The organism is Streptomyces chiangmaiensis (genome assembly GCF_036281785.1).
GTDB classification, from domain to species: Bacteria; Actinomycetota; Actinomycetes; order Streptomycetales; family Streptomycetaceae; genus Streptomyces; species Streptomyces chiangmaiensis.
Map to the genome: position 1 here is coordinate 1 of NZ_JAYWVC010000158.1, position 18,974 is coordinate 18,974.

General features: G+C 71.1%; 19 protein-coding genes and 1 pseudogene. 16 read left to right on the forward strand and 4 right to left on the reverse strand.

What is annotated here, in order from left to right; all coding sequences use genetic code 11:
* Positions 1-204 precede the first annotated feature (204 nt).
* From dxs to VXC91_RS32015, 4 genes are all read left to right on the forward strand, one after another.
* Positions 205-2,100: a 1-deoxy-D-xylulose-5-phosphate synthase gene (gene dxs / locus VXC91_RS32000; RefSeq protein ID WP_329510846.1), complete on the forward strand. Its 1,896-nt coding sequence runs from the start codon at positions 205-207 to the stop codon at positions 2,098-2,100.
* Entirely contained in the window at positions 2,097-3,494 is a 1,398-nt protein-coding gene (locus VXC91_RS32005) for an aspartate aminotransferase family protein (protein WP_329510847.1), read from the forward strand. Before dxs ends, VXC91_RS32005 begins: the two co-directional genes overlap by 4 nt.
* A gap of 72 nt (positions 3,495-3,566) precedes the next feature.
* Positions 3,567-4,184 carry a helix-turn-helix domain-containing protein gene (locus VXC91_RS32010; protein WP_329510848.1) on the forward strand — a complete coding sequence of 206 codons (618 nt, stop codon included), beginning with the start codon at positions 3,567-3,569 and terminating at the stop codon, positions 4,182-4,184.
* Positions 4,181-4,330: a DUF6126 family protein gene (locus tag VXC91_RS32015; protein WP_329510849.1), complete on the forward strand. Its 150-nt coding sequence runs from the start codon at positions 4,181-4,183 to the stop codon at positions 4,328-4,330. The genes VXC91_RS32010 and VXC91_RS32015 overlap by 4 nt, the downstream gene beginning before the upstream one ends.
* A 29-nt stretch (positions 4,331-4,359) precedes the next feature.
* Here the strand turns inward: VXC91_RS32015 and VXC91_RS32020 are convergent, their stop codons facing one another.
* Positions 4,360-5,157 carry a tyrosine-protein phosphatase gene (locus VXC91_RS32020; protein ID WP_329510850.1) on the reverse strand — a complete coding sequence of 266 codons (798 nt, stop codon included), beginning with the start codon at positions 5,155-5,157 and terminating at the stop codon, positions 4,360-4,362.
* A gap of 568 nt (positions 5,158-5,725) precedes the next feature.
* Between VXC91_RS32020 and VXC91_RS32025 the strand changes: the two genes are divergently transcribed.
* Entirely contained in the window at positions 5,726-6,511 is a 786-nt protein-coding gene (locus VXC91_RS32025) for an SGNH/GDSL hydrolase family protein (RefSeq protein ID WP_329510862.1), read from the forward strand.
* A gap of 119 nt (positions 6,512-6,630) precedes the next feature.
* On the opposite strand, the gene VXC91_RS32030 is transcribed toward VXC91_RS32025, so the two are convergent.
* The 3 genes from VXC91_RS32030 to VXC91_RS32040 all read right to left on the reverse strand — a co-directional run bounded on the left by VXC91_RS32030 (position 6,631) and on the right by VXC91_RS32040 (position 8,734).
* Complete coding sequence (locus tag VXC91_RS32030) at positions 6,631-7,251, reverse strand: TetR/AcrR family transcriptional regulator (RefSeq protein WP_329510851.1); 621 nt, start codon at positions 7,249-7,251, stop codon at positions 6,631-6,633.
* A 14-nt stretch (positions 7,252-7,265) separates the two neighbouring features.
* Positions 7,266-8,456, reverse strand: coding sequence for a glutamate dehydrogenase (locus VXC91_RS32035; protein WP_329510852.1), 1,191 nt, complete (start codon positions 8,454-8,456; stop codon positions 7,266-7,268).
* Positions 8,457-8,542: 86 nt separating this feature from the next.
* On the reverse strand, positions 8,543-8,734 hold the full coding sequence (locus VXC91_RS32040; RefSeq protein WP_408057527.1) for a carboxymuconolactone decarboxylase family protein: 192 nt from the start codon (positions 8,732-8,734) through the stop codon (positions 8,543-8,545).
* 205 nt (positions 8,735-8,939) lie between these two features.
* Between VXC91_RS32040 and VXC91_RS32045 the strand changes: the two genes are divergently transcribed.
* The 11 genes and pseudogenes from VXC91_RS32045 to VXC91_RS32095 all read left to right on the forward strand — a co-directional run bounded on the left by VXC91_RS32045 (position 8,940) and on the right by VXC91_RS32095 (position 18,870).
* Positions 8,940-10,157: an MBL fold metallo-hydrolase gene (locus tag VXC91_RS32045; protein WP_329510853.1), complete on the forward strand. Its 1,218-nt coding sequence runs from the start codon at positions 8,940-8,942 to the stop codon at positions 10,155-10,157.
* A gap of 359 nt (positions 10,158-10,516) precedes the next feature.
* Positions 10,517-12,508, forward strand: a complete 1,992-nt coding sequence (locus VXC91_RS32050) for a sensor histidine kinase (protein ID WP_329510854.1) — start codon at positions 10,517-10,519, stop codon at positions 12,506-12,508.
* A gap of 56 nt (positions 12,509-12,564) precedes the next feature.
* On the forward strand, positions 12,565-12,987 hold the full coding sequence (locus VXC91_RS32055) for a roadblock/LC7 domain-containing protein (RefSeq protein WP_329510855.1): 423 nt from the start codon (positions 12,565-12,567) through the stop codon (positions 12,985-12,987).
* A 2-nt stretch (positions 12,988-12,989) separates the two neighbouring features.
* On the forward strand, positions 12,990-13,361 hold the full coding sequence (locus tag VXC91_RS32060) for a DUF742 domain-containing protein (protein WP_329510863.1): 372 nt from the start codon (positions 12,990-12,992) through the stop codon (positions 13,359-13,361).
* A complete protein-coding gene (locus tag VXC91_RS32065) occupies positions 13,339-13,938 on the forward strand; it encodes a GTP-binding protein (protein ID WP_329510856.1) in 600 nt (199 codons plus the stop codon). Before VXC91_RS32060 ends, VXC91_RS32065 begins: the two co-directional genes overlap by 23 nt.
* The gene (locus VXC91_RS32070) at positions 13,935-14,507 is read left to right on the forward strand and encodes a GAF domain-containing protein (protein ID WP_329510857.1); all 573 of its coding nucleotides are present in this window, start codon (positions 13,935-13,937) and stop codon (positions 14,505-14,507) included. The genes VXC91_RS32065 and VXC91_RS32070 overlap by 4 nt, the downstream gene beginning before the upstream one ends.
* A 145-nt stretch (positions 14,508-14,652) precedes the next feature.
* Entirely contained in the window at positions 14,653-15,681 is a 1,029-nt protein-coding gene (tdh, locus tag VXC91_RS32075; RefSeq protein ID WP_329510858.1) for an L-threonine 3-dehydrogenase, read from the forward strand.
* A 168-nt stretch (positions 15,682-15,849) separates the two neighbouring features.
* A complete protein-coding gene (locus VXC91_RS32080; RefSeq protein ID WP_329510859.1) occupies positions 15,850-17,049 on the forward strand; it encodes a glycine C-acetyltransferase in 1,200 nt (399 codons plus the stop codon).
* Positions 17,050-17,080: 31 nt separating this feature from the next.
* On the forward strand, positions 17,081-17,986 hold the full coding sequence (locus VXC91_RS32085; protein WP_329510860.1) for a LysR family transcriptional regulator: 906 nt from the start codon (positions 17,081-17,083) through the stop codon (positions 17,984-17,986).
* A 21-nt stretch (positions 17,987-18,007) separates the two neighbouring features.
* Positions 18,008-18,458, forward strand: a pseudogene (locus VXC91_RS32090) (N-acetyltransferase family protein); the annotation flags it as partial.
* Positions 18,459-18,510: 52 nt separating this feature from the next.
* Positions 18,511-18,870 carry an MmcQ/YjbR family DNA-binding protein gene (locus VXC91_RS32095; protein WP_329510861.1) on the forward strand — a complete coding sequence of 120 codons (360 nt, stop codon included), beginning with the start codon at positions 18,511-18,513 and terminating at the stop codon, positions 18,868-18,870.
* Positions 18,871-18,974: the final 104 nt, after the last annotated feature.

Sequence of the window (18,974 nt, forward strand, 5' to 3'; positions counted from 1 at the left end):
CGCTCCGGCCGTCACCACGCCAGGAGCGTCTGGCGTCACGGCCGGCTGAACGACTTACCAGTGAGTGAGCCAAAGGAGCGTGACGGTGTCGAGAAGGTGACGACGCACGGGCCCGACGATGGAGGGCCGGGCACGGTCGCCTTCTCGGCACCGGCTTCTGCGCTCAGGAGGCGAACGCGCTCAAAAAATAGGGGAGGCCCGAGCGTGACGATTCTGGAGAGCATCCGGGGACCACGCGACCTGAAGGCGCTGTCCGAGGCGGAGCTGAGCCGACTGGCCGAGGAGATCAGGGAGTTCCTGGTCCACGCGGTCGCCAGGACGGGTGGTCACCTGGGGCCCAATCTGGGGGTGGTGGAACTCTCCATCGCGCTCCACCGGGCCTTCGAGTCACCGGTCGACCGCATCCTGTGGGACACCGGCCACCAGAGCTATGTGCACAAGTTGCTGACGGGGCGTCAGGATTTCTCCAAGCTGCGCGGCAAGGGTGGCCTGTCCGGCTACCCGTCGCGCGAGGAGTCCGAGCACGACGTCATCGAGAACAGTCACGCGTCGACGGCGCTCGGCTGGGCCGACGGGCTTGCCAAGGCCCGTCAGGTGCAGGGGGCGAAAGGCCATGTCGTCGCGGTCATCGGCGACGGCGCCCTCACCGGCGGAATGGCGTGGGAGGCGCTCAACAACATCGCCGCGGCCAAGGACCGTCCGCTGATCATCGTTGTCAACGACAACGAACGCTCGTACGCGCCGACCATAGGCGGCCTCGCCAATCATCTGGCCACCCTGCGGACGACCGACGGCTACGAGAAGGTCCTGGCCTGGGGCAAGGACGTGCTGCAGCGCACGCCCGTCGTCGGCACCACCGTCTACGAGGCCTTGCACGGCGCCAAGAAGGGCTTCAAGGACGCGTTCGCGCCCCAGGGCCTGTTCGAGGACCTGGGCCTGAAGTACGTCGGCCCGATCGACGGACACGACATCAGGGCCGTGGAGTCGGCGCTGCGCCGCGCGAAGCGCTTCCACGGGCCGGTGCTGATCCACTGCCTCACCGAGAAGGGCCGTGGCTACGAGCCCGCGCTCGCCCATGAGGAGGATCATTTCCACTCGGTCGGCGTGATGGACCCGCTCACCTGCGAGCCCCTCGCGCCGTCGGGCGGGCCCTCGTGGACGTCGGTCTTCGGGGACGAGATCGCCCGGATCGGCGAGGAGCGCGAGGACGTCGTGGCGATCACGGCAGCCATGCTGCACCCCGTGGGCCTGACCCAGCTCGCCGAGCGGTTCCCCGACCGGGTGTGGGACGTGGGCATCGCCGAGCAGCACGCGGCCGTCTCCGCCGCCGGTCTTGCGACCGGGGGACTGCACCCGGTCGTCGCCGTCTACGCGACCTTCCTCAACCGCGCCTTCGACCAGCTCCTCATGGATGTCGCCCTGCACCGGTGCGGGGTCACGTTCGTTCTGGACCGCGCCGGTGTCACGGGTGTCGACGGAGCGTCGCACAACGGGATGTGGGACATGTCGGTCCTGCAGGTGGTGCCAGGCCTCAGGATCGCCGCGCCGCGCGACGCCGACCAGCTGCGGGCGCAGCTGCGGGAGGCGGTCGCGGTCGACGACGCGCCCACCTTGATCCGCTTCCCGAAGGAGTCGGTGGGCCCGGCGATCCCGGCGGTGGACCGCGTGGGCGGTCTGGACGTCCTGCATCGCGCCGACCGGCCGGAGGTGCTCCTGGTGGCCGTCGGCGTCATGGCACCCGTCTGCCTCCAGGCCGCCGAACTGCTGCAGGCGCGCGGCATCGGCTGCACGGTCGTCGACCCCCGATGGGTCAAGCCCGTCGATCCCGTGCTTGTGGCCCTGGCTGCCGAACACCGGCTCGTCGCGGTCGTCGAGGACAACAGCAGGGCCGCCGGCGTCGGCTCGGCGGTCGCTCTGGCGCTCTCGGACGCGGACGTCGACGTACCGGTGCGGCGCTTCGGGATCCCGGAGCAGTTCCTCGCGCACGCCAAGCGGGGCGAGGTGCTCGCCGACATCGGGCTCACGCCCGTCGAGGTCGCGGGGCGGATCAGCGCGAGTCTGGCCGCCAAAGATGAGCTGTCCAAGGAGAAACACGCATGACCACCCCATCCGGGCAGCGCGAGTTCGACCTCCAAACGCTGCTGGCCGAGCGCGGGGCCGAGCGCTACGAGCTGCACGCCAGGTACCTGAACCATCAGCTCCCGCGCATGCTCCACACCATCGGCTTCGACAAGGTCTACGAGCGGGCCGAAGGTGCCCACTTCTGGGACGCCGACGGCAACGACTACCTGGACATGCTCGCCGGCTTCGGGGTGATGGGCCTCGGGCGTCACCACCCCGTGGTCCGTAAGGCGCTGCACGACGTTCTGGACGCCCAGCTCGCCGACCTGACCCGCTTCGACTGCCAGCCGCTGCCCGGGCTGCTGGCGGAGAGGCTGCTGAGCCACAGCCCGCACTTGGACAGGGTGTTCTTCGGCAACAGTGGGACCGAGGCGGTCGAGACCGCGCTGAAGTTCGCCCGGTTCGCCACCGGCAAGCCGCGGATCCTGTACTGCGAGCACGCCTTCCACGGCTTGACCGCCGGCTCACTGTCCGTGAACGGGGAACGCGGCTTCCGTGACGGATTCGCCCCGCTGCTGCCCGACACTGCGGTGCCGCTGGGCGATCTCGATGTCCTGGCCCGGGAGCTCAGGAAGGGGGACGTGGCGGCCCTCATCGTCGAGCCCGTCCAGGGGAAGGGTGTCCACGAGGCGCCGCCCGGCTATCTGCAGGCCGCTCAGGAGCTGCTGCACAAGCACAAGGCACTGCTCATCGCGGACGAGGTGCAGACCGGACTCGGCCGTACCGGGGACTTCTACGCCTACCAGCACGAGAGCGGCGTCGAGCCGGACCTGGTGTGCGTGGCAAAGGCGCTGTCCGGTGGCTATGTGCCGGTCGGCGCCGCCCTGGGCAAGGAGTGGATCTTCAAGAAGGTCTACTCGTCCATGGACCGGGTACTTGTGCACTCGGCGAGTTTCGGGTCGAACGCGCAGGCGATGGCGGCAGGGCTCGCCGTTCTCTCCGTCATGGAGAACGAGCAGATCGTCGCGAACGCCCGCGCCGTCGGAGAGCAGCTGAAGTCCCGTCTCGCTGCGCTCATCGAGAAGTACGAGCTGCTCAGCGACGTACGGGGCCGTGGACTGATGATCGGCATCGAGTTCGGCCGGCCCAGCTCACTGAAGCTGCGCGGCCGGTGGACCATGCTCCAGGCGGCCCGCAAGGGGCTGTTCGCGCAGATGGTCGTCGTCCCACTGCTGCAACGGCACCGCATCCTCACCCAGGTCTCCGGCGACCATCTGGAGGTGATCAAGCTGATCCCGCCGCTGACCATCGGCGAGCGGGACGTGGACCGGTTCGTGGAGGCCTTCACCGCCGTCATGGACGACGCACATGGCGGCGGACTGATGTGGGACTTCGGAAAGACCCTGATCAAGCAGGCGGTGGCGAACCGCTGAAGCATGCACCGCGTCTTTGCCTCTAAGGCAAGAAATTTGCCAAAGAGGCAAAGGTGCGGCTGAATGGAGAGCATGAGCTCTCCCGAGAACGGGCGCGGGCCCGGCGAGGACCTTGCGGTCGTCGCTTCGCAGCTGCGTGCGCTGCGGCGCCGCGCCTCACTCACCCTCGAGGCCGCGGCCCACGCCGCCGGGCTCTCGCCCGCGCACCTCTCCCGGCTCGAGACCGGGCAGCGTCAGCCCTCGTTGCCGATGCTGTTGTCGCTCGCCCGTATCTACGGTACGACCGTCTCCGAACTGCTCGGCGAGAGAGTCGCCGACCGGGACGCGGTCGTCCGCGCCCCCGCCATGGAGCCGACCGGGGCGGGCGGCTGGACGTACTGGCAGGCCGGCGCCCCCGGCCGCAGTATGCAGGCGCTCCGTGTCCACGTCCCGCACGGGACACAGGGCGACATCGTGCGTGTCCACCCCGGTGAGGAGTGGCTGTACGTCCTGAGCGGACGGCTGCGGCTGTGGCTGGGAGACACCACCCATATGCTCGCGCCGGGTGACAGCGCGCACTTCGACTCACTTACCCCGCATCGCCTCGCTGCCGCCGACCTCGGCGGCACCGAGCTGCTCTTCGTCCACACCCTGCTGCAGAGTCCGACAGCCACGCTGTGCCTCGGCCCCACCCCTGGAGAAACGCCATGACCGAACAGCCGGAGCCCCGCCCCCAGCGCAGGGACATGGAGGAGAAGTTCCCCCGCGCCCTGTGGATCCGCCTGATCATCTACATCGCCGTCGGCCACCTCTTCGCCGGTTTCATCTTCCTGTTGTTCGAGGTGGGGGCGAAGTAGCCACGCGCCCGTACGGCTGTACGGGCGGCTCAGTCCAGCAGCCGCCCGCGCAGCCGCTCCCGCAGCGCCGGCGTGAGCCCGAGCCCTTGCTCCAGATAGTTCTCGACGCCGCTCCAGGTCTCCTCCACAGTCTCGATCGCCGCCGTCAGATATTCGGCGCGCGCGTCGAAGAGGGGGCTGAGCAGCTCCATCACCTCGGGGGAGTACGCGTCGGGCGACGAGCCGTTGCGATACACCTTGTAACGGCGGTGCTTCGCGTTGGACTCCAGATAGTCCGTGACGACCGCCTCACGCTCGACCCCGAGAGCCAGCAGCGTCACCGCGATCGACAGTCCCGCGCGGTCCTTGCCCGCCGCACAGTGCATCAGCGCGGGCAGGCTGTCCTCTGCCAGGGAGTGCAGTACCTGGGAGTGCTCGGCCGTGCGCTCCTTGATGATGGTGCGGTAGGAGACGATCATGCGGTCCGCGGCCTTGCCGTCGGCGAGGAGCGAGCGCAGCTGCTCCACATTGCCGTTTCGGACCATCTTCCAGAACTCGGCCCCGTCCGCCGGGTCGGTGAGCGGAAGGCTGACGTTGCGCACGCCCGGCAGTTCGACGTCAGGACCCTCCAGCTTCTTGTCCGCCGCATTGCGGAAGTCGAAGACCGTGTGCAGGCCGAGGGAGGCGAGGAACGCCGCGTCCTTCTCCGTCGCATGAGCGAGGTGGCCGCTGCGGAAGAGCACTCCGTGCCGCACGCGCCGCCCGTCAACGGTCGGCAGACCGCCCACGTCGCGGAAGTTGCGCACCCCGGTCAGCTCCGGCTCGGTAGACGGGACCTGCTGCGTCACGAGGGCTCCTTCCATTCGTCCGCCGGCGCTGCTCGCCGACGGGCCGCGCTTTGACGATACGACATGGGTTTATCGGGCAATCATCGGCGGCCGAACGGCGCGCTGGACCCGCGTTGAAGGCGTTGCCCACGGGGGTCTCACCTCGATGATGTCGGGGTCTGATCGTATGTGGTCGGATCTGGGGGGCGATAGTGGAGATCGGCGCCGACCGTCGCACCTGGCTGCTGTCGGCGCCCGCAAGCAGCTATGCCCGGCTTGCGGGGCGACTTCGGCGCGACGGTCACCCGACTGCGCCGCATCTGGGCGATATGTCCGAATTGGGAGGCGGTGGAACCCGCGCCGCGCGGGCCGGACTTGGGGACACCCGGGATCCGACGCCGGTGAATCGCTGCTTCACGTGTGGTGGCTCGGCCAACATCACTGATCAGAGCGTTATTCCGGATCGGGCTGCATTCTGCGAGTGGTTTATCTCACCGTCCGTCAACCCCTGCCTACGGTCGCGTAGCTCACATCGCAACGTGAATCATGGTCCGACGTGGCAGACGATTCGAAGAATGACAGCAGATCAGTGATCGGGTCGTACGTGGCGGTGGGGGACAGCTTCACCGAGGGCGTCGGCGACCCCGGCCCCGACGGGGAGTTCGTCGGCTGGGCCGACCGGTTCGCGGTGCTCCTCGCCGACCGCCGACCTGAGGGCGACTTCACGTACACGAACCTCGCCGTGCGTGGCAGACTGCTCGACCAGATCGTCGCGCACCAGGTCCCCAGGGCCATCGAACTCGCCCCGGACCTGGTGTCCTTCTGCGCGGGCGGTAACGACATCATCCGGCCGGGGACCGACCCCGACGACGTCGCCGAGCGCTTCGAGCGCGCCGTCGCCGCCCTCATCTCTGTCGTCGGCACGGTGATGGTGACGACCGGCTTCGACACCCGCGGCGTCCCCGTGCTCAAGCATCTGCGCGGCAAGATCGCCACATACAACGGTCACGTCCGGGCGATCGCCGACCGGTACGGTTGCCCGGTCCTCGATCTGTGGTCGCTGAAGACCGTCCAGGACCGGCGCGCCTGGGACGACGACCGTCTCCACCTCTCGCCCGAGGGGCACACCCGGGTCGCCCTGCGGGCGGCACAGGTGCTCGGCGTCGAGGTGCCCGCCGACCCCGACCAGCCCTGGCCGCCGCTGCCGCCGCGCGGCACGCTCGAGGTGCGGCGCGACGACATCCACTGGGCACGCGAGTACCTGGTCCCGTGGATCGGACGGCGGTTGCGCGGCGAGTCCTCCGGGGACCGCGTCGTGGCGAAGGGCGCCCTGTCGCCGGACGACATCAAGATGCGGATCGCGCAGGCGGTCTGACAGGGCACACCCGTCGGGCATGGCCCGACCTACGCCCGGGCCCTGGTTTCCGGGGCGCGGGCGTCAGCCCTTCCGTTCTCCTCGGACGTGTGATGCCGGCCTGTCGATGTGACCGGGCGTCAGCCCTTCGCCGCTGTCAACGCCACGCGATCCAGGCCCAGTTCGCGTGCGAGTGCCTCGTCCACCCACTCCTGGGCGCGCGCTCGCGCCACCGTGCCCTGGTACGCCGTCATCTGCACAGCCAGCCCGTCGAGCAGCGCGGTCAGCCGTAGTGCGGTGCCCGCCGGGTCGGCGCAGCGGAACTCGCCCGCGGCCACCCCTTCAGCCACGACTGCGGTGATCCCGGCCTTCCACTGCCGGTCGAGGCCACGCGCGACCTCGCGCAGCGCGGGCTCCCGCAGCGATGCCGCCCAGCCTTCGATCCACAGCCGCCAGCCCTTGGCCTGCCCGGTCGGCGCGTACCAGCGCACCGCCGTCCGCAGTCGGCGCAGCGCCGACGTACGGCGGCCGAGCAGCTTGCGCAGATGCGCGAGATCGTCCTCGGCGGCGTACGCGAACGCCTCCGCGACCAGCTTCTCCTTGGTCGAGAAGTGATAGAGGACCAGCGCGTTGCTCACCCCGAGCGCCGAGGCCACGTCGGCGATCCGCACCGCCGCCACGCCCCGCGCCTCGATCTGCCCGACGGCGGCCCGCAGCAGTTCCTCACGCCGCTGGGCCACGCTCAACCGCACCCTCGTCACGCGGCAACCCTACGTCACCGGTACCAGCCGAACCGATCGGCGATCACCGGCAGCCGGTCCGCCACGAGGGCGTGCGCGGCCGTCCGCGGACTCGTCCCGTCGGCCTCCGCCCGGTCCAGCATGCGGCCGACCAGAGCCCGCATCGAGCGCCGCGTGTACGCGAACGCCTCCTCCGCGTCGGCACCGATGTCACCGAACAGCGTCCACCACCACCAGGCGTTCGTCCCGGAGTTGACCACCACGTCCGGCAGCACGCTCACCCCGCGTGCGGCGAGCAGGTCCTCCGCCTCGGGCAGCACCGGCATGTTGGCTGCCTCGACGATCCACCGTGCGGCGATCCGCGTCTGGTTCACGGTGTCGACCGCGTACGAGACCGCGGCGGGCACCAGCACCTCGGCCTCGGCCGACAGCCAGGCGTCGCCCGGCAGTTCACGGTCCGCAGGGCGCAGCGCGCCGCGGTCCACCGTCCCGTACGCGTCGCGCGCCGCGAGCAGCGCTTCGACGTCGAGTCCCTCGGGGTTGGCGACGGTGCCCTTCACGTCGGCGACCGCGACGACCGACAGCCCCGCCCGAGCCAGGAAGCGTGCCGTGGCCCCGCCCATGGTGCCGAAGCCCTGCACGGCCACACGGGTCCCCGCATACGGAACGCCGGCCCGGTCCAGGGTGGTCAGCACCGACTCGGCGACGCCGCACCCGCCGGCCAGCGCGTCGAGACCGATGCCGTCCACCTCCACGGCGAAGGCGTCGGCGAGCCGCCTGCGGGCCGCCGCCTCGTCGGCCAGGAGCGGATACACGGCCTGGATCGACGACACCAGTCCGGCCTCGGCGGCCGCGCGGTCCACCAGGTCCTGGGTGAGGCCCAGGTCCTCCCCGGTGGTCCAGATCGTCTCGATGTACGGCCTCATCGCGCGCAGATAGCGCACCAGGACCTCGTACGCCTCCGGGGCCCGGGGGTCGCAGTCGATACCGCCCTTGGCGCCGCCCAGTGGGATATACCGGCCCTCCGGGTTGTAGTGCAGCGCCTCCTTCATGGTCATGCCGCGGGCCAGCCCGGCGACCTCGTCCAGCGTGCAGCCCGGCCGCATCCGCAGTCCGCCGCTGGCGACGCCCCTGACGAGCCGGTCGACGACGAGATAGCCCCGGTGGCCGGTGATGTGGTCGGTCCAGACGAGCGTCATGAGGGCAGCGCCCCGATCGGTGGTCATGGGCCCCACTGTACTGAACAGCGATTCAGTTGCCTGCTCCGGGCCCGACGAGTACAGGTGGGCCCCTGAACGCTCTCCGGGCGCCGCTACCGCGTCTGGAGCACGGCGGGACTCGCACCCTGCGGCACGTCACACGAGTCCTTGAAGCCCTGACTTGTCAGGCCCAGCGCCGCGTTGATGCGTGAGTGCAGGTTCTCCACGGCCACCGTCGCCGTCAGTTCGACGAAGGCGGGCTCGCCCAGCCGGCGGACGAGCCGGGCGGCGTGGCCGTCGTCCACGGCGGGGCGGCCGTCCTCGCCTCGGCGTACGTCATGACGTCGCGAGCCCCCACACCGCTACGACGAACCGGCAACCCAGGACGTGACGTTCGGACCCGCACGTGTTGCGTGGTGCGCCGGGGACGTCGTGCTGTGACAGGGCAGCCCGGCGCTGTCGGCGGGGCCGACAATAATGGAAGATCTCACCGACTCCACTGGAGGTCCTGTGTCCGGTTCCCGTTCCCCGAGCTCCGGGCTCCGAGCGCTGCGGCCCGCCGCCTTCGGCGCTGATCCGAGCGGGGAGCGCCTGGCGCGCATCCGTAGATCACCGCACTTCGCGGACGGCGCCTTCGTGAACCCCGAGGGCACCCGGACCCGCCCGTCGGGGGGCTCCACGCTGGAGCTGGCGAAGGTCTACTTCCGCAAGGACGCCCGGCTGCGCCGTGCCCCGTCCGGCACTGTGCCCGTGCACCCGACGACGTACGCCGATCTGGCCGGGCCTCCCGCGAGCGGACTGCGGCTGACCTGGATGGGGCACTCCAGCGTGCTCGCCGAGATCGACGGGCACCGGGTGCTGTTCGACCCGGTGTGGGGCGAGCGCTGCTCACCCTTCGCATTCGCCGGCCCCAAGCGGCTGCATCCGGTGCCCCTGCCCCTCGCCGCGCTCGGCCCGGTCGACGTCGTCGTCATCTCGCACGACCACTACGACCACCTCGACCTGCCCACCATCAAGGCCCTGGCGGGGACGGACACCGTGTTCGCGATACCGCTCGGCGTCGGCGCCCACCTGGAGCACTGGGGCGTCTCGGCCGACCGGCTGCGCGAGCTGGACTGGCACGAGACGACGAAGGTCGGTGGCCTCACCCTGACCGCCACCCCGGCCCGTCACTTCTGCGGCCGTGGTCTGCGCAACCGGCAGCACACGCTGTGGGCGTCGTGGTCCGTGGCCGGTGACGAGCACCGGATCTACCACAGCGGCGACACCGGCTACTTCGACGGCTTCAGTGAGATCGGTGCCGCACACGGCCCGTTCGACGCCACGATGATCCAGATCGGTGCCTACTCCGAGTACTGGCCCGACATCCACATGACGCCCGAGGAGGGCATGCGCGCCCATCTCGACCTCCAGGGCGGCGCGGCGCAGGGTGTGATGCTGCCGATCCACTGGGCCACGTTCAACCTGGCACCGCACCCCTGGGCCGAGCCCGGCGAGGGGACCATCGAGGCGGCGCGGGCGGCCGGTGCGCGGATCGCGCTGCCGCGCCCTGGTGAGCCCTTCGAGCCGACGGCGCCGACCGTGCCCTCCGAGCCGTGGTGGCGCGGGGTGGCGATCGAGCCGGAAGGCGGCCTGACCGCGCCCGTGGCGCTCGCCGACACTCCGGGTGACGTTCCCGGGGAGGGCACCGAAGGGTCCGGGGAGCCTGAGACGGTTCCGGCGGGCTGAGAGTCCGGGCGGATTGCTTACCGCGGCGAGGGCCGAGGGGCATACGGCTCCTCGGCCCTCGCCTTTTTCTCACGACCACTTCTGACCAGCTCTGATCGGTTCGCCGACGCACAGGGGCACGCGTGTCCGGTCGGTTATCGGTCTGTCGTGCGACGCCTCATACCAGAGCAGGAAGCTCTCCGTAGGACTTTGTCCACAGCCCTCCGCACACGCCTCGGAGGCGACTACGCTGAGTTGCCGACGCGCGACGGAGGGCTGTATTCCTCGGCTCTCCCGACCCGGCGCCGCGATGGCGCATGCCCGAGTCGCGCAGACCGCGGGGACCCCACGCCCCCGACGCACCGAGTACGAGGACGCCGATGTCTCACCTTCGCGCACCGGTCGCACGCGCAGACCGCCCCGGGGGCGCGCGGCACGGGCGACCGGTCGCCCGCACCGCCCCCTCGCCCCCCGTCACCCGGATTCGGCCCCAGTTGCTGCGCCTGGCGATCCTGCCCCCCGTCGCGGTGGCACTCAGCGCCTGCGCTGCCGTGCTCTTCACCGTCCGCTCCACCGGCGCCCGCCCCACCCCGCCGCTCTGGGCCGTGCTCGCGGGCGCCCTCGCAGTGGCCCTCGCGGGCATCGCGATCGCCACCGTGGCCGCCGAGCGCGCCGCCACATCCGTGGCCGATCGGCTCGAGATGCTGCGCCGTACCAGCGCTCGCGGCGAGGCCGACCTGCGTGCCCTGGTCGAGGCGATCCGCCGGGGCGAGACACCGCCCACGCGTACACCCCGCGGCAAGCCCGCCGCGGACGGCGACGACTTCGAGCTGCTCGCCGTCGAGCTGTCGCGGGCCCACGACGGTGCCGCCGCCGCGGTTCTCCAAGCCGCGCAGCTCTCCAGTCAGACGGGGAGCGAACAGAAACTCGAAGTCTTCGTCAACCTCGCGCGGCGCCTCCAGTCCCTGGTGCACCGCGAGATCTCGATCCTCGACGAGCTGGAGAACGAGATCGAGGACCCCGACCTGCTCAAGGGCCTCTTCCACGTCGACCACCTCGCCACCCGCATCCGACGCCACGCCGAGAACCTCGCCGTGCTCGGCGGCGCGGTCCCACGCCGTCAGTGGAGCAATCCGGTCCCCGTGACCGAGGTGCTGCGCTCGGCGATCGCCGAGGTCGAGCAGTACTCGCGGGTCAAGCTGGTGCCGCCGGTGGACGGCACGCTGCGCGGCCACGCTGTCGCCGACGTCATCCATCTGCTGGCCGAACTCGTCGAGAACGCCACGGTGTTCTCGGCGCCGCACACCCAAGTCCTGCTGCGCGCGGGCCTGGTCACCTCGGGGCTCGCCATCGAGGTCGAGGACCGCGGACTCGGCATGCCGCCGGCCGAACTGAGCAGGATGAACGCCCTGCTCGCCGACCCGGACCAGGTCAACGTCGCCAGCCTGCTGGCGGACGGCCGCATCGGCCTGTTCGTGGTCTCCCAGCTCGCCCGCCGGCACGGCATCCACGTCCGGCTGCAGACCAACATCTACGGCGGCGTCCAGGCGGTGCTCGTCGTACCGCAGGGACTGATCGGGCCGGCCCCCTGCTCGGCCGCAGGTGTGACACCGCGGAGGCCGCAGGCGACGGACCCGGCCCCGGGACCGTTCGGCGCCCCCGGTGTCGTAGGCCCGCAGGAGACCGCTCCGGAAAGTCACCGCCCCCAAGTGCCCCCACCGCGGGGTGCTCGGGCCGCATACCCGCCACCGGACGGGTCCGAGCACTCCGTGGCGCGCGGATCACAGCTGTCGGACGGCGATCCGATCCCGGACGAGCACGGCCGAACCCCGTTGCCCGTACGCGACGCCGACAGTCCACGGCCCAACCCGGCCGAGGCCCCGCCCGGGATCCATCACGGCGACCGGCCGCTCGTCGAGCGGAGCGCCGACAGACGGCCGACGCCCCTGGTCGGCACCGTCCGCGGCACGATGGGCAAGCCCCAACTGCCCCGCCGCCGCGCCCAGGAGCACCTCGCGCCCCAGCTGAGTGGGGGGCCGACACCGCCACCGCGCCAGGAGCCCGACCAGCACACTGGCCATGACCCGGGCCTGATGGCCGCGTTCCAGCAGGGCATCGGCCTCGCCGAGGCACGGCAGCAGTCGGGGCCCGACCATACCGAGGCGGACACCCGCACGGGAGCCGCCCCTGCCCCGCACGGCGACGCACGGTCCGACGCCCCGCACCTCGACCCGGCGCTTCCCGGTGAAGTGCCGGCACCCTCTGCCGACGCACCGGACGGGGATCGGACGCGCATGGCCGACGTGCGCGTCCCGCACGGGCCCGACCACGAATCGACCGTCCGGCACGACGGGAGCACACCGGCCGGATGACCACACCGACCCCGCCCGCTCCCGCAGACCCGCGTACCCCAAGGAGTCGATCCACCATGGCGAGCGAAGTGCCGACCTCCCATGTCTCCGACCTCGACTGGCTGATGAGCGGACTCGTGCAGCGTGTGCCGCACACCACGAGCGCGGTCCTCCTCTCCTGCGACGGACTGGTGAAATCCGTCCACGGCCTCGACCCGGACAGCGCCGACCACATGGCCGCCCTGGCCTCCGGCCTCTACTCACTCGGCCGCAGCGCAGGCGTCCGCTTCGGCGACGGCGGCGACGTCCGGCAGATCGTCGTCGAACTCGACTCCACACTGCTGTTCGTCACCACCGCGGGTTCCGGCACCTGTCTCGCCGTCCTCGCCGACCGCGAGGCCGACGCCGCGGTCCTCGGATACGAGATGGCGATGCTGGTCAAGAGCGTGCGGCCGTATCTGGCGACCGCGCCGCGCCGGTTCACGGCGACCCGGCCTTGAGCGTGACCGCGGCCGGCGAGGGCCCGTGGCTCGACGCCGCAGCCGGACGACTGGTACGCCCCTACACGGTCAGCGACGGCCGCACCCGGCCGACCACCGCGCTCGATCTCGTGTCCCAGGTGATGGCGACGGGTGTGGTCCCCCTCGGCTACCTCGGCCCCGAGTACTCCGAGGCGCTCGATCTGTGCCGGGCGCCCGTCTCGGTCGCCGAGTTGGCCGCTCACCTGAAGCTGCCTGCGGCGGTGACCAAAGTACTGCTGTCCGACCTCGTCGACTGCGGGGCGCTCACCACCAAGCCCCCCGCCTTCCGCCACAGCCCCACCGACCGGTCCCTTCTGGAGGCAGTGCTCGATGGACTACGACGACAGCTCTGACCCCTTCCCCACCGCACTGAAGATCCTGGTGGCGGGAGGGTTCGGAGTAGGCAAGACGACCTTCGTGGGCGCGGTCAGCGAGATCGCGCCGCTGAGCACGGAGGAACTGCTCACCACGGTCAGCGCGGCGACCGACAGCCTCGAGGGCGTCGAGAACAAGGTCGAGACGACCGTGGCGATGGACTTCGGCCGCATCACCCTCGACGCGCAGCATGTGCTGTATCTGTTCGGGACTCCCGGACAGGAGCGGTTCTGGTTCATGTGGGACGAGCTGTCCGACGGGGCGCTCGGAGCGGTGATCCTCGCCGACACCCGACGTCTGGAGGACTGCTTCGCCGCCGTCGACTTCTTCGAGCAGCGCGGCCTCGGATTCGTCGTCGCCGTCAACGAGTTCGACGGCGCCCACCGCTACGCTCACGAGGAGGTGCGCTCCGCCCTCGACCTCGCCCCCGAGATCCCGGTCGTGTGCTGTGACGCCCGGATCTCCAGCTCGGGAGTGCAGACCCTGCTGACGCTCGTCCGTCATCTCCTCACCCATGCCCCGGCGGCCGTCCGGAGCCGGGGGGCCCGCACATGACCCTCGGCCGACTGCTGCTGACCCCGGAGGACAAGGAAGCCGCCGGGCGCGTCCGACGGCTGCGCCTGCTGGGCCTCGGGGACCGTGCGGAACCGGAGTTCGGCGTGTTCGCCGACCGTCTCGCCACCGTTGCCGCGGCGCCGTACGCGATGGTGAACTTCATCGACGAGCACCGGCAGTTCTTCGGGGGACTCCACCAGCCCGGGGACCGGCCGCTCATCGCCGTTGCCGATCAGGACGGCGCGGACCGGGAACCGGTCCGTCGCCTCGGCCGCGAGTACGGCTTCTGCCCGCATGTGGTGGTCCGGCGCAAGGCGCTCGTCCTCGAGGACGTCCACGACTACCCGCGCTTCGCCGCCAATCCGATCGTCGACGAACTCGGCGTCCGCTCCTACCTGGGCGCCCCGCTCGTCGACGGGACGGGCCTCGCCCTTGGCACGGTCTGCGCGGTCGACCTCGAACCGCGCCCCTGGGGCCGGTCGGGCCTGGCGACGATCAAGGCGCTGGCCGCGGAACTGGTCGAGCGGATCGAGCGGTGGCCGTCCGGGGGCGCGGGAGACGAGGCGTGAAGGAAAGCTGCGGCCGAGCTTAAGAAATCCTCGATGGACCGGGGCGCCGCCGTACGGCAGATTTCTAGGCGATCTCACCTCTCTTCCCGGTACGGGTTCCGCAGGCGTGCCCGGGTCCGGGATCGCACCCACAGGAGCCGTAGCGTTGAAGGCGCTGGTCAAGGACAAGGCGGAACCGGGGCTCTGGCTCACCGACGTCCCGGAGCCGCAGGTCGGGTCCGGTGACGTACTGATCAGAGTCCTCCGGACCGGGATCTGCGGTACCGATCTGCACATCCGCTCCTGGGACGGTTGGGCGCAGCGGTCCATCCGCCCCCCGCTGGTGGTCGGGCACGAGTTCGTCGGCGAGGTCGTCGAAACCGGCCGCGACGTCACGGACGTCAAGGTCGGCGACCGGGTCAGCGGAGAGGGCCACCTGGTGTGCGGCAAGTGCCGCAACTGTCTGGCCGGGCGCCGCCATCTGTGCCGGGCGACGGTCGGGCTCGGCGTGGGACGCGACGGTGCGTTCGCCGAGTACGTGGCGCTGCCGGCCTCGAATGTGTGGGTCCACCGGGTCCCCGTCGACCTCGATGTCGCCGCGATTTTCGACCCGTTCGGCAACGCCGTCCACACGGCCCTGTCCTTCCCGCTGGTCGGCGAGGACGTCCTGATCACCGGAGCCGGCCCGATCGGTCTGATGGCGGCGGCCGTGGCGCGGCACGCGGGCGCCCGCAATGTCGTCATCACCGACGTGAGCGAGGAGCGTCTGGAGCTGGCTCGGAAGATCGGTGCGAGCCTCGCGCTGAACGTCTCCGCGGCCACCATCGCCGATGGCCAGCGCGAGTTGGGGCTGCGCGAGGGCTTCGACATCGGCCTGGAGATGTCGGGCCGTCCCGAGGCGATGCGCGACATGATCGCCAACATGACGCACGGCGGGCGGATAGCCATGCTCGGACTGCCGTCCCAGGAGTTCCCGGTCGACTGGTCCCGGATCGTCACCTCCATGATCACGATCAAGGGCATCTACGGACGCGAGATGTTCGAGACGTGGTACGCGATGTCGGTCCTGCTGGAGGGCGGACTCGATCTGGCACCGGTGATCACCGCCCGTTACGACTACCGCGACTTCGAGGCGGCGTTCGCGGACGCGGCGAGCGGCAAGGGCGGCAAGGTCATCCTCGACTGGACCGTCTGACGGCCGGCTCGGCCGGCCTCCGGGCCGCCTGAGCGGGTGGCGCGAGGCCCGACCGTGTCCGGTCGCTCGGGCCTTTGCGCCTCGCTCGTCCGGGAGGTGCCCCGATGGCCCCTCGACACCCGCGTCGCCTCTCGCCCCACTCGCCCTTCGCACCCAAGGAGCTTTCTGATGTTCGACTCCGTGCGCGACGACCTCCGCGCCACCCTCGACGAGATCCGTGCCGCCGGGCTGCACAAGCCCGAGCGCGTGATCGACACCCCGCAGTCCGCCACCGTGCACGTGAGCGCCGGCGGTCGCCCCGGCGAGGTCCTCAACTTCTGCGCCAACAACTACCTCGGCCTCGCCGACCACCCCGACGTGATCGCCGCCGCACACGAGGCGCTGGACCGCTGGGGCTACGGCATGGCGTCCGTGCGCTTCATCTGCGGTACGCAGGAGGTGCACAAGGAGCTGGAGGCGCGGCTGTCCGCGTTCCTCGGCCAGGAGGACACGATCCTGTACTCCTCCTGCTTCGACGCCAACGGCGGTGTGTTCGAGACGCTGCTCGGCCCGGAGGACGCCGTCATCTCCGACGCCCTCAACCACGCGTCGATCATCGACGGCATCCGCCTGTCCAAGGCCCGCCGCTTCCGCTACGCCAACCGCGACATGGCGGACCTGGAGCGGCAGCTGAAGGAGGCTTCCGAGGGTGGTGCCCGCCGCAAGCTGGTCGTCACCGACGGCGTCTTCTCCATGGACGGCTATGTGGCTCCGCTGCGCGAGATCTGCGACCTCGCCGACCGCTACGACGCCATGGTCATGGTCGACGACTCGCACGCCGTGGGCTTCGTCGGCCCCGGCGGGCGCGGCACCCCCGAGCTGCACGGCGTCATGGACCGTGTCGACATCGTCACGGGCACGCTCGGCAAGGCGCTCGGCGGCGCCTCCGGCGGTTACGTCGCCGCCCGCGCCGAGATCGTCGCCCTGCTGCGCCAGCGCTCCCGGCCCTACCTCTTCTCGAACACCCTCGCCCCCGTGATCGCGGCGGCCTCGCTCAAGGTGCTCGACCTGCTGGAGTCGGCGGGCGACCTGCGCGAGAAGCTGGCGGAGAACACCGCGCTCTTCCGGCGTCGCATGACGGAGGAGGGCTTCGACATCCTGCCCGGCGACCACGCCATCGCCCCGGTCATGATCGGCGACGCGGCACGGGCCGGCCGCATGGCCGAGCTGCTGCTGGAGCGCGGCGTCTACGTCGTCGGCTTCTCCTACCCGGTCGTCCCGCAGGGCCAGGCCCGCATCCGTGTGCAGCTGTCCGCCGCGCACTCCACGGATGACGTCAACCGCGCGGTCGACGCGTTCGTCGCGGCGCGAGCGGAGCTGGAGGCCTGAGACGCCCCGCGCTCTTGCGATAATCGGTCGCATGATCGAAGCGCGGCGGCTGCACATCCTCCGTGCGGTGGCCGACCACCGCACCGTGACGGCCGCTGCCGCCGCGCTCTATCTCACCCCCTCCGCGGTGTCCCAGCAGCTCACCGCGCTGGAACAGGAGACCGGTCACCGACTGGTCGAGCGCGGCGCCAAGGGTGTGCGACTCACCCCGGCCGGCGAGATCCTGCTCACCCACGCCAACGCCGTTCTCGCCCAACTGGAGCGTGCCGAGGCCGAGCTGGCGGCGTACGGCGCGGGGTCGGCCGGCACGGTGACACTGGCCTCGTTCGCCACCGGCATCGGCCAGGTCGTCGCGCCCGCGCTGGCCCGGCTCGCCCGTACCGCGCCCGGTATCCGGGTGCGCGTCCAGGACGCCGAGGGCGACGCGAGCCTGCCGATGGTCCTGGACCGGCAGGTCGACGTCGCGGTCGCCGTCGAGTACCGCGGGGCGCCCGACGCGGACGACCCCCGGCTCACCCACATTCCGCTGTACGCCGAGCCCTTCGACGCGGTGGTGCCGGTTCCCCACCGCCTCGCCGACGTGCCCGAGGTCCCGCTCGCCGAGTTGGCCAAGGATCCGTGGATCGGGCCGTACGCCGGCAATCCCTGCCACGAGGTCGTCGTCCTCGCCTGTGAGCACGCAGGATTCCAGCCTCGCCTCGAACACTCCTCGGACGACTTCCGCGCGGTGGTCGCGCTCGCCTCGGCCGCCGCGGGAGTGGCCCTGGTGCCCCGCTCCGCGCTGCGCGGTATGGACCTCACCGGCGTGGTCGTCCGCCCGGTCGACGGGGTCGCCCCCACGCGCCGGGTCTTCGCCGCCGTGCGCCGGGGCGCGGAGGAGCACCCCTTGATCAGGCCGGTGCTGGACGCGCTGGCGGAGGCCGCGACCGAGGACTGACGCGCTCGCCCGGGTCGAGGCCTGGCCGAGCTGCTCACCGACAGCGTGCACGGCGGAGCCTCGATCGGCTTCCTGGGGCCGCTCGACCGGGCCGAGGCCCTTGCCTGGTGGAGGGCGCGGGCGGTCTCGCGGTACGGGCGGCGCACGAGGGGGACCGGGTGACCGGCACGGTCGGCCTGGCCTTCCCGGACAGGGCGAACAGCCGCCACCGGGCCGAACTGGTCAAGCTCATGGTGCACCGGGACGCCCGTGGCCGGGGCCTGGGACGCCGACTGCCGGCCACGACCGAAAGGGCGGCCGCGGCGGCCGGCATCACCCTGCTCCACCTGGGCACCGAAACGGGCAGTCCCGCCGAGGCCCTGTACGGCTCGGCGGGCTGGACACGGCTCGGGGCGATACCGGACTACCGGACTACGCCGCGACACCGGCCGGCGTCCTGCATCCCACCACGGTCTTCTACAAGCATGTGGGGGTTCTCGCTGAGCGTGCGGCGTTTGTCAGTGGCGTTGGCTACGGTGCGAGACATGCCGGACGCCGAAGAAGTACGCCGTATCGCCCTGTCCCTGCCGGACACGACCGAGAAGGTCGCCTGGAGCATGCCCACGTTCCGGGTCGCGGGGAAGATGTTCGCCACGCTGCCCGAGGACGAGACGTCCATGGCGGTGCGCTGTCCCAAGGAGGAGCGGGACGAGCTGGTCCTTGCCGAGCCCGGGAAGTTCTGGGTGGCCGACCACGAGGCGCAGTTCGCCTGGATCCGAGTGCTCCTAGCGGCCCTGGAGGACGAGACGGAACTGCGCGACATCCTCGCCGACTCCTGGCGCCAGGCGGCCCCGTCACGCCTTCTCGACCACCACCCTGAGCTGGGGCTCGCGGCCGGGGAATGACGCCGTGGGTGATCGGCGGCTAAACCGGTGCGCGACCACCGTCCCGAGTGCGGTATTGTTTCTGTGCGCGTTCGGCCGGGGGAAATCCCAGGTCAGGCGGGCAA